Raw genomic sequence first — 13,991 nt, forward strand, 5'->3', positions numbered from 1 at the left:
TCAGTATATTATCTGGTAAAACTATGCTTAATAGGTTACATTTATCAAATAATAAAAATAAAGGTTTGGCAATGTCGGATATCTATCAGGAACTCAGATCAAGAATACTCAATGAAACAATAACACCGGGACAGAAAATATCTGAAATTAAACTGGCTGAGGAGTTCAACTGCTCACGCACTCCTATTCGAGATGTTCTGAAACGCCTTGAGCTTGATGGCCTTGTGGTAATCAAACCTAAATCCGGAACCTATGTAAAAACTGAAACAACACAGGATCTTGTTGAGATCATGCAGGTCCGCTCTGCACTTGAACGGCTTGCCTTCATGCAGGCCTGTGAAAATGCGGGTGAGAGAGAAATAAAGAGGCTGGAAAAACTTAAAAAAGAGATGGACTCTCTGACCCTGCAGGAGCCTATCGATATGATGAAGTTTGCACAGGTTCATTATGAATTCCATTATCATATTATCTGTATTTCAGGAAATGAACTTCTTAAAACATTTTTTGAACGTCTAAACCTGAGAAGCAGTCATATGTTTTATAAAATGATGGATAAGCACCTCGCTGAAGAAACTCAGATCGAACATCAAAAAATAATTGATAATCTGAAAAACAGAGACTTGGAAGGTGCGGGTTTCGTGGAAAATCACCTCCACAGAAAAATCAACCGATACCTTAGTGAAAACTGATTTTCTTTAATATTATGGTGTAATAGTTTCTTACAATTCTTGTATACATGTTATATAATATACTCAATTAAATCATATATTGATAAGGATATATTTATGACATCCCGAGAAAGAGTAGCTTCTGCAATTAATTGGCAGAAACCGGATAGAATTCCAGTTCATGAAGACTTCTGGACAGACACTTTAACCATATGGAAAGATCAGGGCCTCCCATCAAATATTGAAATTTATCCTCATGTTTCAGATAAAAGCAAAACCAGTGTGGATGATTATTTTGATTTTGATATTGCATGCATGTATCTGGATGCCTCACCACGTTATGAACAGAAGATACTCTCCCGGGACGGAGAGAACTATACTTATACAGACAGATGGGGCTATACCGCCGAAAAGCCCTGGGAGAAATCCGGCTCCATTCACTATGTATCGACTGAAACAAAAGACAGAGAAACCTGGGAAAATGAGGTTAAACCCCGATTTGTATTAGATGAAGATGATACAGCAAGAATCGATGATCACAACTATTTTGAGCATTTCCTCCCCTACCCCTCATGGTCCGGAGCCAAAAAGAAATTTGACAGTGTGAATAGTAGAGAACGGTACATTCTCTTCAAAAACTACGGCCCCTGGGAAGCGACCTGGCGTCACAGAGATTTCTCCAATCTTCTGATGGATATTGCCCTGGAGCCGGACTGGGTCCGTGAAATGGCTGACACTCATCTTAACCTGACATTGGATATACTTAAAAAGTGTCTGAAAGAGGGCATGAGACCGGATGGTTATTTTATGGTTGATGATCTGGGAGGCAGCAACGCCCCTCTTATGTCTCCTGATATGTGGATGGATGTACTGCAGCCCTCTGTAAAAAAACTTGGAGAATTCCTTAAAAGTGAAGGGATTGATTTCTGGATGCACAGCTGTGGAAATGCAGAGATGCTCTATGAGCCTCTGATTGACTGTGGTGTGAAGGTCATGAACCCCCTTCAGGCCTCAGCGGGGCTTGATATAAGAACAATGGTTGAAAAATACAGGGATCGCCTGGCCTTTTACGGCAATATAGATGCCCACCTCCTGGGTAAAGACTGGCTGCCCCTGGAAGAGGAACTGAAAACCCGTAAAGAAATGTTTAAGACAGGCGGCTGGATCTGTCATACAGATCATTCCATTCCACCGGATATGAACATGGAAGATTTTCAGAAGATGGTGGACCTGATCAGGTCTGATACTTGACTTCTGAAGAATTAAAAACATATGCCCTGACTCTCAGCGATAAGGCGGGGATTGCTTCTCTTGAGGCCTTTGATGGTTCTCTGCCCGGTCAACATCCCCTTGATCTGCTTCCTGACTGCCGGTCAGTGCTGGTATTCTGTGTTAAACATCTGGATGTGTTCTCCAGGAGCCGGGATAAAGACGCCCAGGCCTATTCTCAGGATCTGACAAAGCATATGATGATGCATGCAGCTTATTCCACATCACGATATATCGAGAAGCAGGGCTTTAAAGCCTTTCCTGTGACAGGTTCCTATAAACTCTACCCGATACGAAAGAGAGAGGATTCTGAGGGAAGGATATCCCTCAGACATGCTGCTCAGGCCGCGGGTATTGGTTTCATTTCCCGGATAGGTATCATACTTACCGGGGAATATGGACCGGAAGTTCAACTGGGGGCTATTCTGACAAATGCTGAATTATCAGCTGATGAGCCCCTGTCATCAGATCCCTGCATAAAATGTAATCTATGTATTAAAATATGCCCCTCCGGAGCTATCAGAGAGCCGGGTCAGGGAGAGCCCTATCTTCCTGTGAATAAAGATTTTTGTCTCGATTACAGGAAAGAGAACGGCGGCAGCTCTCCCCTGGGCTATACGAAGCAATGTGGACTTTGCCGTTCCGTATGTCCCGTCGGTAAATAAAAAGCCGGGGATCTTTTCATCAGGATCCCCGGCTCTAAAAATCTGCATAAACAATCAATTAACAATTCGATTCCTGTGAATCAAGCTAAATCAGCCTCTATCAAATGACAGCTTCCAAAGTGTTCTTTACCATTCACACTGTACTTTTTCAGAACAGGAATTTCTTTTTTACAGATATCCTTACACTGAGGACAACGGGGATGAAAAGGACAGCCCGAAGGAGGATTAACCGGACTGGGCACATCTCCCTGCAGTACGATTCTGTCTGTCTTTCTATCCAGATCCGCTACAGGAATTGCTGATAATAGAGCTTTAGTGTAGGGATGCAGTGTATGGGAATAAAGCTCTTCCGCATGGGAAAGCTCAACAATCCGACCCAGATACATAACAGCAATTCTATCACTGATATATTCAACAACACTCAAATCATGGGTTATGAAAATATAAGTCAGATTTCTTTCATCTTTCAGCTTCTGTAACAGTTTCAAAACCTGTGCCTGAATGGAAACATCAAGTGCTGAGACTGCCTCATCACAGACAATAAGTTCGGGTTGGACACTCAGAGCCCGGGCAATACCTATTCTCTGTCTCTGACCACCGGAAAATTCATGGGGATAACGATCCATATATTCGGGACGGAGATTCACAGCCTCAAGGAGGTCTCCGATTATCTTCCTCCGTTCAGCTTTACTCTGTATCCCGAACCTTTTCAGAGGGTCCTGGAGAGATCCGAATATGGTAAAGGCAGGATTCAATGAGGAATGAGGATCCTGAAAAACAATCTGCAATTTCTGCCGGGCATCCATCATCTCCTGTTCTGAAAGCCCGCACAGATCTCTGACTTCTCCGTCAAAACTGTATTCCATACTGCCCTCTGAAGATTTCACCAGCTGCAGAATTGATTTCCCCAATGTGGTTTTTCCACATCCAGACTCACCTACCAAGCCAATTGTTTCACCTTTATAAACATCCAGATCTACACCGTCAACAGCCTTAACATGTCCGACTGTGTGTTTGAACACACCCTTTTTTACAGGAAAATATGTCTTGACTCCTCTTAATTTCAGGAGGACTTCCTTATCTTTGACCATTATTTCAGTACCTCCTTATAATTCCAGCATCGAACCCTGTGTTCTCCTTCAAAAAACTCTTCATCGGGCATTACTTCACAGGCTTCAGTCTTAAAGTCACAACGGGGTGCAAACTGACAACCCTTTGGACGGTTCAGAGGGTCCGGGGTATTTCCCCGTATTGGTTCAATGACCTGCTCTTTCCCCTTTCCCAGGATGGGAATGGATTCCAGTAGAGCCTTTGTGTAGGGATGAGCCGGCTTTCTGAGCACCTGATCGATAGTACCCCCTTCCACGATATTTCCCATATACATGACAACAACATCATCTGCCAGCTCTGCCACAACACCCATATCATGGGTAATCATCATAATGGCTGTGTCATTTTCATCTTTCAGTTTTTCCATCAACTCAAAAATCTGAGCCTGAATAGTTACATCCAGAGCCGTTGTCGGCTCATCTGCAATTAGCACCTTGGGATTACAGCTCATGGCCATGGCGATCATGGCCCTCTGTCTCATTCCTCCTGAAAATTGATGGGGGTATTCATGAAATCTCTGCTCCGGCATGGGAATTCCCATATGCTTCAGCAGTTCTACAGATCGAGCCCTGGCCTGCTTTTTAGACAAATCCGTATGATAGATCAGATTTTCCATTATCTGGAAGCCTACAGAATACACCGGATTCAAGGCGGTCATGGGGTCCTGGAAAATCATGGAGATATCTCCGCCCCGGAGCATCCTCATCTCCTTCCCGTTTTTCTTCAGCTGATCGATTCTGACATCACCCTTATCCGAGTGATAGGTAATGGCACTGTCTTCTATACGGGACAGAGTTGTAAGAAGGCGCATGATAGAGGAAGCTGTTACGCTTTTCCCACAGCCCGACTCTCCTACAACACAGAGGGTTCTTCCTTTTCGAACCTTGAATGAGACTCCGTTAACCGCTTTATTACATCTGCTGTTTGTATAAAAGAAGGTTTTCAGGTCATCAACAGTTATGATTGTATCATCTTTCATCAACGAACCTCCTTATCCTTGTTGTGATGGGTCAGAACTGTCTCTAAGCCCATCTCCGATGAGATTGACACTGAGAACAAAAATTGAAATGACAATCCCTACGGGGAGCCATATCCACCAGTATTCTTTCAGTACTGTTATATCCTGAGCCACATTGAGAATGTTTCCCCAGGTGGGAATGTTCAAAGGGATACCCAGACCGAGGAAACTCAATGAGGTCTCCTGCAGAATAAACATAGCCGTACTCAGAGTTATATTTACCATGATAGGACCAAAAGCATTGGGCAGCATATGCTTGTAACAGATGACAAGATCATTCAAACCGAATGCATTTAATGCCTGAACATACTCTTCTTCCCGGATTGATAACATCTTGGCACGAGTCTGCCTGTAGATAGGCCCCCATCCCGAAATAATAAAAATAAAGATCAGATTCCAGAGACTGGGTCCTACAATGGAGACCAGCAGCAGAACCAGTATGATCCGGGGAAAAGACATCAGCATCTCAGATGCTCTCATGACGATGGTATCCAGCCAACCTCCCTTATATCCCGCATAGCAGCCAAGAGCCACTCCGATCAGAGCCGACCCGATAGCCGAACCCAGACCTACAAAGATAGAGATTCTCCCACCGTAAAGAACCCTTGCATAAACATCACGTCCAGTTTTATCAGTACCGAAGATATGCTCTGATGAAGGTGATTCCAGTCGATTCATAATATCTATTTTCATGGGATCATGACGTGTAAAAACAGGAGCCAGGAGTGTCATGATCATAATAATTCCAAAGATGATCAGCCCGGCAACGGCAAGTTTATTACTCTTGAACTTTTTTACAGTTCTGCTCTTCTCATCACTTTTCAGCAGGCCGGCTTCTTCCCGGGCCCGCATGATATCCATTTTTTTATCAAGTTTTGTTTTTCTCATATCCTTCCCTAATCCAGCTTGATTCTCGGGTCCAGCATGGCTGTAAACAGATCCACCAGAAAACTGGCAACCAGAACAGCCATGACCGTAAACAGGGCGATCATCATAATCAGCGGCAGATTCTGCGACTGCACAGCATCCACAAATTCCTTCCCGACTCCCGGCCATTGAAAGACTTTCTCGATGACTACTGTTCCACCTATAAGCATGGGTAGACGGAATCCGACAAGAACAATTACAGGGGTCAAAGCCACACGGAATCCATGAACAAGGTTGACCCGCCATTCGGGAAGTCCCTTGCTCCGGGCAGTACGTATGTACTCCTTATTCAGGGCATCCAGCATACTGGCCCGGGAATAACGCATAACACCGGCAGTCAGGGTAAATGCCAGCACAAGAGCTGGTAAAATAAGATGGGGCAGTCTGTCCCAGTATGTCTCCATTCCAGGCAACAGACGGCCTCCATGGGGAAGCCAGCCCAGCTTCAATGAAAAGATCATGATAGCCACCAGTCCAAAGAAAAACCGGGGAATGGAGACTCCGATCATTCCTACAATCGTAAATACCGTATCCGTTAAAGATCCTTTTTTGATAGCCGAGATAGTTCCCAGAATACTCCCGAATATTGATGATAATATCAGAGCAGCCAGAGAGAGCTCCAATGTGGCGGGCAGTCTGTCAAATACGATGTCCGAGATAGGTACACCGCTGGCCAGGCTATAGCCGAAATCTCCCTTGAAGACCCCTTCGGCCCAGTTGAAATAACGGACGATGAAGGGATCATTCAATCCCAGACTGTCCCGCATTGAATCAAGAGCCTCCGGCGACAGTTCGGCCAGCATATCGGGGCTGACCATGTAAGAAACAGCATCACCAGGAGTCAATTCAATTCCTGCAAATACAAGAAAACTTATTACAATAATCATCGGAATGATAATCAGTAAGCGTCTAAGAATAAACGTCAGCAATTTTCTTCTCCTTATATTCAGTATCAATCATTTTATTATAGCTCCGGAAACTCCGAAGTGAATATTCTTATTTATATCCTCCACCCTCTCTGAGCACTCAGGTTTCTGTCAGCAAAAACTTGATACTCCTTATCAGGAAGACCAATTAATGTTCCATTTTTTATCCATTTAAGATCATCACCATAAAGCTCTTTTACCAGCAGTGATTTTAACTCCTCCAGAATGGAAGAAAATTCTTCATGTTCTTCCAGATTATTAAGTTCACAGGGATCATTTTTCAAGTCAAATAGATAGCTTCTATTACCCGTTGGAAAGTAGATGAGTTTATAATCACCCTGTCTGATCATTCTGGTAGCTGTATCACCCTCATCATGTTCACCATAGAGATAGGCTCGAGAGCTCTCAGAAAACATCGACTGTCCTTCAACTGAGTCGGGAAGCTGTATATTACATTGTTCCAGTATCGTAGGCATTACATCACGTAGACAGACTAAATTATCTTTTTTTAGTCCCTCCATATCGGTTCCGGCAGGTGGAACAAATATCATGGGGATTTTTGCTGTGGATTCAAACATCTGCTTTTTACCCAGGAGATTATGGTTTCCCAGGGCATCTCCATGATCACAGGTAAAAATAATCATGGTGTTATCAAGAAGCCCCTCCTCCCAGAGTGTCCCCAGAAGTAATCTGATCTGATGATCCACATAAGTACACTGGGCATAAAACCCTTTTTTGGCCTGTTCCATTGCCCTGGGACCAGTAGGAGTTCTTTTCCTGTTTATCTGATTTTTAAGGGCATAAGGCAGTTCGTCATAGTTTTCGGCCCATTCGGCTGTATAGGGTTCATCCATTTCAATATCACGGTACATATCAAGATAATCATGCAGAGGTGTAATGGGAGGATGGGGAGCCGTATAGGAACAATACCAGAATCCCGGTTTTTCAGGATTTCGTCTCTGAATACTGCGGCACATATTTTTTGTAATCCAGTGAGTGGGATGATATTTTTCATCCAGATGCCAGGGTCTGACTGTATATTGATTAACACTCATTCCATGGCTTAACTCAGCACCGAGCTGTCCATTCTCGGCCAGATATAACTCATAATCATCACGATCAAGGCCAAGATGATGCCTCCCCTCTTCACAGATCAGAGCCTCATCAAAACCTAGACGGTTTCTTTGAGGATATGTATGAAGTTTGCCTACAGCACTGCATTGGTAACCCGCAGATTTCATTGTTTCAGCCAGTGTAGGAATCCCTTCGGGCATTCTTAAAGTCTGCTGAAATGTCCTGTCTCCATGGGTTTTGGCACTGGTACCCGTCATTAGAGTACGCCTGGCTGGAATGCAGGTGGGAGTACAGGAATAGGCTTCAGTAAATAGGATTCCGTTATCACAGAGCTGATCCAGTGTAGGCGTCATGATACCCTTATGACCGGCAGAGCCCAGGAGAGCTCCCGGCCAATGATCAACACAGATCATCAGTACATTAGGCCTTTCATCTTTCATAAAATTATCTTCTGGAGCTGCCATTTCAATAAAACCTACCTGCTTGTCTAAAACTCATTTATAAAAAAGGGATAAAAACAGGCAGGATTTCCTTTTTGCTAGTCATCCTGCCTGAACCAAAATCAATTTAATTATTTTCTATCAAATTTGTTGAAGTAAAGAAGTCTTGTGTAGCGAATGTCTACAGGGATGATTTTCATGTTATCCATGGATTCAATAGCCTGAACATCAGCAACTACTTTAGTAAAAGCGTAATCAATCATACCAGCTTCAGCATTTACAACCAGGTTAGGATCGGAATCCATTGAGGGTGTCAGGAATACTTTTTCAATATTTCCTGTACCTGTTTTATCCCAGTATTTATCAAAGGGAACGAGGGTACAGTAGTCATTCATATTCACTTCATCTACCATGAATGGTCCTGTTCCCAGGGGTTTCTGCCAGTAGGAGTTCTGCTGAGCAGTTACAGGATCAGTACCTTCAAGAAGGTGCTTGGGAAGAGGAGGCCACTGTGAAAAAGAAAATACTGCATCGGGATCAAGTTTTGCAAACTTAATTGTAATTCTGTCACCGTCAATCTGAATACCGCTTACAGAATCAGCTGATCCGGATTTATAGGCTTCAGCACCTTCGATGGAGGCATAAGTCTTTTCAACAATGGGGTTGATACCGGGGACCTTCAGGGTATATTCAATTGTAAACTGTACATCTTCAGCAGTAAAATCAACACCGTCATGCCATTTCACACCATTTCTGAGATCCATGGTCAAAGTAAGACCATCTGCACTCAAAGAGTAATCTTCAGCGAGCTGTCCCTGAGACGGAGTGAGGGACCCATCAGCTGTGATCAGACGATCAAAGATCAGTTTATTAGTGCTCATAAGGCCGGGATTTACAAATGTATGCTGGAAGAACTCAGTGGGTCCGGAGTTCATATAAAGGGTTCTTTCACCATTTTTATCGGGTGTAACATCCCAGTCAATGATTCTCCAGTTGTAAGCAAACTGCTCGTTTCCATAGGGTATACCTTTTCTGTCAACGCGTTTACTTTCAGCAACGAAAACCTGCTGGTAATAGAGAGGAAGGCCATACAGAGCTTTATTTTCATATTTGGACAGTGCATTGTATGCAGCCATCTGTTTAGCAACATCCGCAGTAGAACGGGTAGCATCAACCAGAGCATCATATTTTACATCTGTAGGGGTATGAGAATTGTTGGCAGCGGTAGAAGTAAAACGGCCGAAGAATCCACCAAGAACAGCAGAACCGATGGCACCATAGGCAATGTCCCAGTCTACTTCTGCAGGTCCGATTTCCTGATTGGCAGGAGAAACCCAGAGCTGACTGGCAACATCACCTGTCACACGTCTGAAGGTCATCTGCATTCCTACTTCACCAAGGTATGCCTGCATTACTGTCATAAGATCTACTGTAAGCTGATCGCCATAGTAATAAACAACATCCAGGACATAATCAGAATCCCAACCGGCTGCTGCCAGAAGAGCCTTGGCTTTTTCAGGATCATATTTATATCGATCCAGTCCCGTTGCTTTCCAGGGACCATTTTCAATGAGGCTGTCTGCAGGAACGGCTTTTCCTTCAAAAAGACTGGCACAAACGGCATCCATATCAATCGCATATCCAATTGCCTGTCTGACACGGATATCACTTAAGGGACTACCTGTTATAGGGCCGACTTGTTCAAGGGCATAATCCATATTTCCCATATCTGCAGATGAACCTGCAGACTCTTCCTGACCACCTGCTGCAAAAGCCATGGCAGTCATAAGAATGGTCAGTAATACAACACTGAGCACTTTCTTCATAAGAATCCTCCTAAATTAAATCAATTCAAATTGCAGTTATTGAAGCGCTGCAATCCTCTTTATTTACAATTCTTCTGCAAAAGCAGAAAATAATGTACATGTTTACCACTGGGCTCCTGGCTCAGCATTATTTTTTGTATCCATTCTGCCATCATCATCGTATTGGTGGTGATACCAGAAACCATTCAAGCTGTTATATGGTTTTCTGGCCTGAGACAGTCTCTTTAACAGCAGTCTGGACATCTCGGCAACCTTGTCTTTATACCCTTCATTATCAATCAGGTTATTGTGCTCCCAGGGATCATTTATCAGGTCATAGAGCTCATCTTTTTCATTCTCTAAATTAGAGATATAGCGATACTCCCTGGTTGCCAGGGCTTTTCTATGAATATTTTCTGTCAGTGCAGAACTTCTCTTCTTCTGATCTTTGCCGTTTATATGCTTATGGAAGGAAAATCCCTGAATAGTATTCGGTGTCTCCAGGCCGGCCATATCACAAATTGTCGGAAAAACATCTACAGATTCTATAAGTTCATCAGAGCGTCCATTTATTTTGTTCCGGAAATCACAGAAGAAAAGAGGGACCTTTGTAACAGCCTTGTAGCTGATACCTCCGATTTTTGAGTAGAGTCCATGTTCTCCTGCAAAATCACCATGATCTGTTGTAAACGCAAGAATCGTATTCTCCAGCTGCCCGGAATCTTCCAGACCTTTCAGAATCAGACCGATGCTATGATCTATCTGGGAAATCAGACCCATATAAGATGAAACACACTCTCTGAGTTTTTCTTCTTCCACAACAGATCTCTGATTTTTCACAGAGTCTTTTTCACAATCATCCACAGGGGGGAGGAAAACAGACTCAGCAGGATAGAGAGAAGCAAAAGGCTCGGAAGGTGTATAGGGCTGATGAGGTCTTGCAAAACTGACCCAGGCAAACCAGGGCTCGTCGGCTTTTACCTTTTCATTTTTCTCTACATTCTGATTCACAAAGCGAAGAGTCAGTTTGGCAAGAGCAGATTCACAACTGTGTTCATAAGGGAGTTTTGAAGGTTTACCTGTAACAACACCCTCATAAAAACGGTTGTCATTGTCTTCATACAGCCCTGCCCCTTCCAGATACTTGGGAAACTCCAGAAACTCGTCATATACATAATCTGCATCTTTTTCCACCCAGTAACGGGGTGTATGAAGTTTCCCCAGTGCACCGCATCTATATCCCTGTTCAGAAAAAGTTTTAAACATACTGGTCAGGGGATGAGGCTCTTCGCCATAGAGACCATAGTATCCATGTGTGGATGCATATTGACCCGAAAGCAGACTCATTCTGCTGGGAGTACAGATTGGATTATTACAGTAGGCGTTATCAAAAACAAAAGACCTTTCGGCAAGGGCATCCAGATTAGGGGTTTTAATATCTTTGTTCCCATTGAATCCAAGGAGACGGGCATTGAGCTGATCACAATAAAGTAAAATGATATTCGGTTTTTCAGACACCTGTTTCCCCCTTCAGACCGGCAGTCAGGGAATCATCAAAAAATGATGTGGCATCAATCTGACCGGAGCCTGTACGCCAGACACCGAAAAACTTGCTTACACAATCTTTGAGAGGATCACCGGACTGAGCAGTCACCTTTCTCAAGCGATTTCGAAGCTCTTCAATCTTGTCCTGGGCGGCAGGATTATCAATCAGATTATTCAACTCATCAGGATCCTGATTCAGGTCATAAACCTCATCATAATCACCGGGAGTAAAAATATATTTCCAATTGTCATCGCTGACCATAGCCCGCTGAGAATAAAGAAAACGAAGTCCATGAAATTCCTGAAGTACTTCTTCCCTCTGTTCTCTGCCCTCTTCATTGTACAGAGCAGATTGAAGAGAAATACCGTCAAGATTCTGAGGAATTGGAATGGAACAGAGATCCATCAGAGTGGGTATGATATCCATATTGAGGGCTAAATCTTTACGCGCCCCCCTATGAAGATGACCTTTCCAGTAAAACATCAGAGGAATATGCTGTGTTTCTTCATAAAGAAGACCTTTATCCTGCAGACCTCCATGAGAAGCAGTCATATCACCGTGATCAGTCGAAAAAACTATAATTGTATTATCAAGAATGTTATTTTCTTCCATCCATGAGAGCATTCTACCGACTTCAAAATCCAGCATGGCGGTACAGTCATAATAACGGGCAACAATTTCAGATGCCTTGCTCCAGTCATCCGGATAATCTCTGTAAAAATCATCCCTTTCCCTCTTTATTCTCCGAGGTTTAGAATCAAGATCATCCTTAAAGTTTTTCCAGGGCTCAATTTTCCCGGGATCATGAAGGCCATAAAACTCATCCGAGGGCATATGCGGACCATGAGGTCCCCAGAACTGACATGTAATAAAAAATGGTTCATCTTTACCAGAATAGTCATCCATCATTTCAATTGTTCTATCTGCCAGATAATGGGAAGGGGTAGATTCCTGAGGACCTCCCCAGCGACCTGTTACCAGAGTTTGCTTATCGGGGTTCAAAAAGATTTCAGGAACAGGTTTATATTCAAGACCCTTATCCTTCAGGTAATCTTTAAACTCTTCATTCTCACGGATGTTTCCATATCCTGGCAAACTCATTCCTTCAAAGCCATAATCTCCCGGCCCTTTCTCTGTACCTACATGCCATTTTCCGGCAAAAGCACATCTATATCCCTCATTTTTGAAGTGATGATGCAGCAGCTGAGACGGATCTGTGAGTTCCGGAGCCAAAAAATGATACATATCACAATTGGTACCCATTCCATGTTTAAAGGCATATAAGCCCGTCAGCATGGATGCTCTGGCAGGAGAACAGAGACTGCAGGTTGTGTAGGCCCTGTCAAAATGAACACCCTCTTCCGCCAGTGTATCGAGATGGGGAGTCCGGCAATAAGGGTTTCCATTGGATGACAAAGTATCAAACCTCAGCTGGTCTGCACCTATCCAGAGAACATTGGGGCGAGTCATGATTTAAAGGCACTCCAGGAAGTCGATGCCTTCAATCTTGTATTCTTCTTTTATCTTTTTAAAATCTTTTTTCAGCTGTTCTTCTTCTGACTTCGTGATATTGATAAAAGGACTTCGGCAATATCCTCCATCAATCCCCATCCAGGTCAGAGCCCGTTTCATCATACCTACGTAATTTCCTGTTGTACAATGAACAATCAATGCATTGGCTACCATCTGCTGCTCTTCGGCAGATTTATAATCCTTAGCTTTCATTGCCTTATATATCCTGATAAAGACTTCAGGCATCAGGTTATAGAATGATCCAATCAAACCATCCGCTCCGAAGGAGAGTCCAGAGAGGGACATTTCATCACAACCGGAATAGATCATAAAATCTTTACCGATCTCCTCTTTCATTCTCATGATTTCAAAGTGGGTTGTAGCTGTGAATTTTATTCCCTCAACACCATCAATTTCGGCAAATCTCTTGATCTGATCAAATCCGACAAGTCCTGCAAGGGGAATGTTATACACAACCATAGGAAGCTTAGTGGAAGCGGTTATCTCCTTATAGTACTTATATATACTGTCATCTGAAAACTTCCAGTAAAATGGTGGAACAGATGAAATCACATCCGCACCGGCCTTTTCGGCATGCTGAGCCAGTTCGATAGAGATCCTGGTACCGATGGCACCTACATGAACCATTAAAGGAATACGACCATCTACCTGATCTACAACCATGGTGACGACCTGTTTTCTCTCATCCGGAGTCATCAGAAAACCTTCACCCGTACTACCTGTTAAATATAGGCCGTTGACTCCTTTCTTAATCAGATGTTCAACAAGATCTCTTAATCCTTTCTCATTAATAGACTCATCTTTTGAAAAGGGAGTTATTAATGCAGGAATTACACCTGTTATATCTTTCAATTTATATCTGGACATTTACTTCTCCTGAATACAGTTTCCGGATTTACCGGGACTGATTTTTTTCATAATTCAATCTTGTATACCAGTCTATTGCCTATTTTCAAAGATTGTCAAGTTTTTTCTTGATTTATTTATACATCGGTATACAATGGGATACA

General features: G+C 43.2%; 12 protein-coding genes. 3 read left to right on the forward strand and 9 right to left on the reverse strand.

Annotated elements, in window-relative coordinates; translation table 11 throughout:
- Positions 1-71 precede the first annotated feature (71 nt).
- From DV872_RS03520 to DV872_RS03530, 3 genes are all read left to right on the forward strand, one after another.
- Entirely contained in the window at positions 72-689 is a 618-nt protein-coding gene (locus DV872_RS03520) for a GntR family transcriptional regulator (protein ID WP_158546812.1), read from the forward strand.
- Positions 690-785: 96 nt separating this feature from the next.
- The gene (locus tag DV872_RS03525) at positions 786-1,919 is read left to right on the forward strand and encodes a uroporphyrinogen decarboxylase family protein (protein ID WP_114628469.1); all 1,134 of its coding nucleotides are present in this window, start codon (positions 786-788) and stop codon (positions 1,917-1,919) included.
- Positions 1,916-2,602: a 4Fe-4S double cluster binding domain-containing protein gene (locus tag DV872_RS03530; RefSeq protein WP_114628470.1), complete on the forward strand. Its 687-nt coding sequence runs from the start codon at positions 1,916-1,918 to the stop codon at positions 2,600-2,602. Before DV872_RS03525 ends, DV872_RS03530 begins: the two co-directional genes overlap by 4 nt.
- An 80-nt stretch (positions 2,603-2,682) precedes the next feature.
- On the opposite strand, the gene DV872_RS03535 is transcribed toward DV872_RS03530, so the two are convergent.
- The 9 genes from DV872_RS03535 to DV872_RS03575 form a co-directional block, all read right to left on the reverse strand.
- Positions 2,683-3,693 (reverse strand): ABC transporter ATP-binding protein, encoded by a 1,011-nt coding sequence (locus DV872_RS03535; RefSeq protein ID WP_114628471.1) that lies wholly within the window; start codon positions 3,691-3,693, stop codon positions 2,683-2,685.
- Positions 3,693-4,691, reverse strand: a complete 999-nt coding sequence (locus DV872_RS03540; RefSeq protein WP_114628472.1) for an ABC transporter ATP-binding protein — start codon at positions 4,689-4,691, stop codon at positions 3,693-3,695. The genes DV872_RS03535 and DV872_RS03540 overlap by 1 nt, the downstream gene beginning before the upstream one ends.
- A gap of 12 nt (positions 4,692-4,703) precedes the next feature.
- Positions 4,704-5,618 (reverse strand): ABC transporter permease, encoded by a 915-nt coding sequence (locus DV872_RS03545; RefSeq protein WP_114628473.1) that lies wholly within the window; start codon positions 5,616-5,618, stop codon positions 4,704-4,706.
- A gap of 8 nt (positions 5,619-5,626) precedes the next feature.
- The gene (locus DV872_RS03550; protein ID WP_370446647.1) at positions 5,627-6,613 is read right to left on the reverse strand and encodes an ABC transporter permease; all 987 of its coding nucleotides are present in this window, start codon (positions 6,611-6,613) and stop codon (positions 5,627-5,629) included.
- A gap of 44 nt (positions 6,614-6,657) precedes the next feature.
- On the reverse strand, positions 6,658-8,097 hold the full coding sequence (locus DV872_RS03555; RefSeq protein WP_158546813.1) for a sulfatase-like hydrolase/transferase: 1,440 nt from the start codon (positions 8,095-8,097) through the stop codon (positions 6,658-6,660).
- Positions 8,098-8,228: 131 nt separating this feature from the next.
- Positions 8,229-9,923 carry an ABC transporter substrate-binding protein gene (locus tag DV872_RS03560; RefSeq protein WP_114628476.1) on the reverse strand — a complete coding sequence of 565 codons (1,695 nt, stop codon included), beginning with the start codon at positions 9,921-9,923 and terminating at the stop codon, positions 8,229-8,231.
- A gap of 102 nt (positions 9,924-10,025) precedes the next feature.
- Positions 10,026-11,420, reverse strand: a complete 1,395-nt coding sequence (locus DV872_RS03565) for a sulfatase (RefSeq protein WP_114628477.1) — start codon at positions 11,418-11,420, stop codon at positions 10,026-10,028.
- Complete coding sequence (locus DV872_RS03570; protein ID WP_114628478.1) at positions 11,413-12,918, reverse strand: sulfatase-like hydrolase/transferase; 1,506 nt, start codon at positions 12,916-12,918, stop codon at positions 11,413-11,415. Before DV872_RS03570 ends, DV872_RS03565 begins: the two co-directional genes overlap by 8 nt.
- 3 nt (positions 12,919-12,921) lie before the next feature.
- Positions 12,922-13,848 (reverse strand): dihydrodipicolinate synthase family protein, encoded by a 927-nt coding sequence (locus tag DV872_RS03575; RefSeq protein WP_114628479.1) that lies wholly within the window; start codon positions 13,846-13,848, stop codon positions 12,922-12,924.
- Positions 13,849-13,991: the final 143 nt, after the last annotated feature.

It is taken from the genome of Oceanispirochaeta sp. M1, from assembly GCF_003346715.1.
In the GTDB taxonomy this organism is placed as follows: domain Bacteria; phylum Spirochaetota; class Spirochaetia; order DSM-2461; family DSM-2461; genus Oceanispirochaeta.

Coding starts and splice junctions, on each gene's coding strand:
- DV872_RS03520 (WP_158546812.1), top strand. CDS start 72: ATGTCGGATATCTATCAGGAACTCAGATCAAGAATACTCAATGAAACA.
- DV872_RS03525 (WP_114628469.1), top strand. CDS start 786: ATGACATCCCGAGAAAGAGTAGCTTCTGCAATTAATTGGCAGAAACCG.
- DV872_RS03535 (WP_114628471.1), bottom strand. CDS start 3,693: ATGGTCAAAGATAAGGAAGTCCTCCTGAAATTAAGAGGAGTCAAGACA.
- DV872_RS03540 (WP_114628472.1), bottom strand. CDS start 4,691: ATGAAAGATGATACAATCATAACTGTTGATGACCTGAAAACCTTCTTT.
- DV872_RS03545 (WP_114628473.1), bottom strand. CDS start 5,618: ATGAGAAAAACAAAACTTGATAAAAAAATGGATATCATGCGGGCCCGG.
- DV872_RS03555 (WP_158546813.1), bottom strand. CDS start 8,097: ATGAAAGATGAAAGGCCTAATGTACTGATGATCTGTGTTGATCATTGG.
- DV872_RS03560 (WP_114628476.1), bottom strand. CDS start 9,923: ATGAAGAAAGTGCTCAGTGTTGTATTACTGACCATTCTTATGACTGCC.
- DV872_RS03570 (WP_114628478.1), bottom strand. CDS start 12,918: ATGACTCGCCCCAATGTTCTCTGGATAGGTGCAGACCAGCTGAGGTTT.
- DV872_RS03575 (WP_114628479.1), bottom strand. CDS start 13,848: ATGTCCAGATATAAATTGAAAGATATAACAGGTGTAATTCCTGCATTA.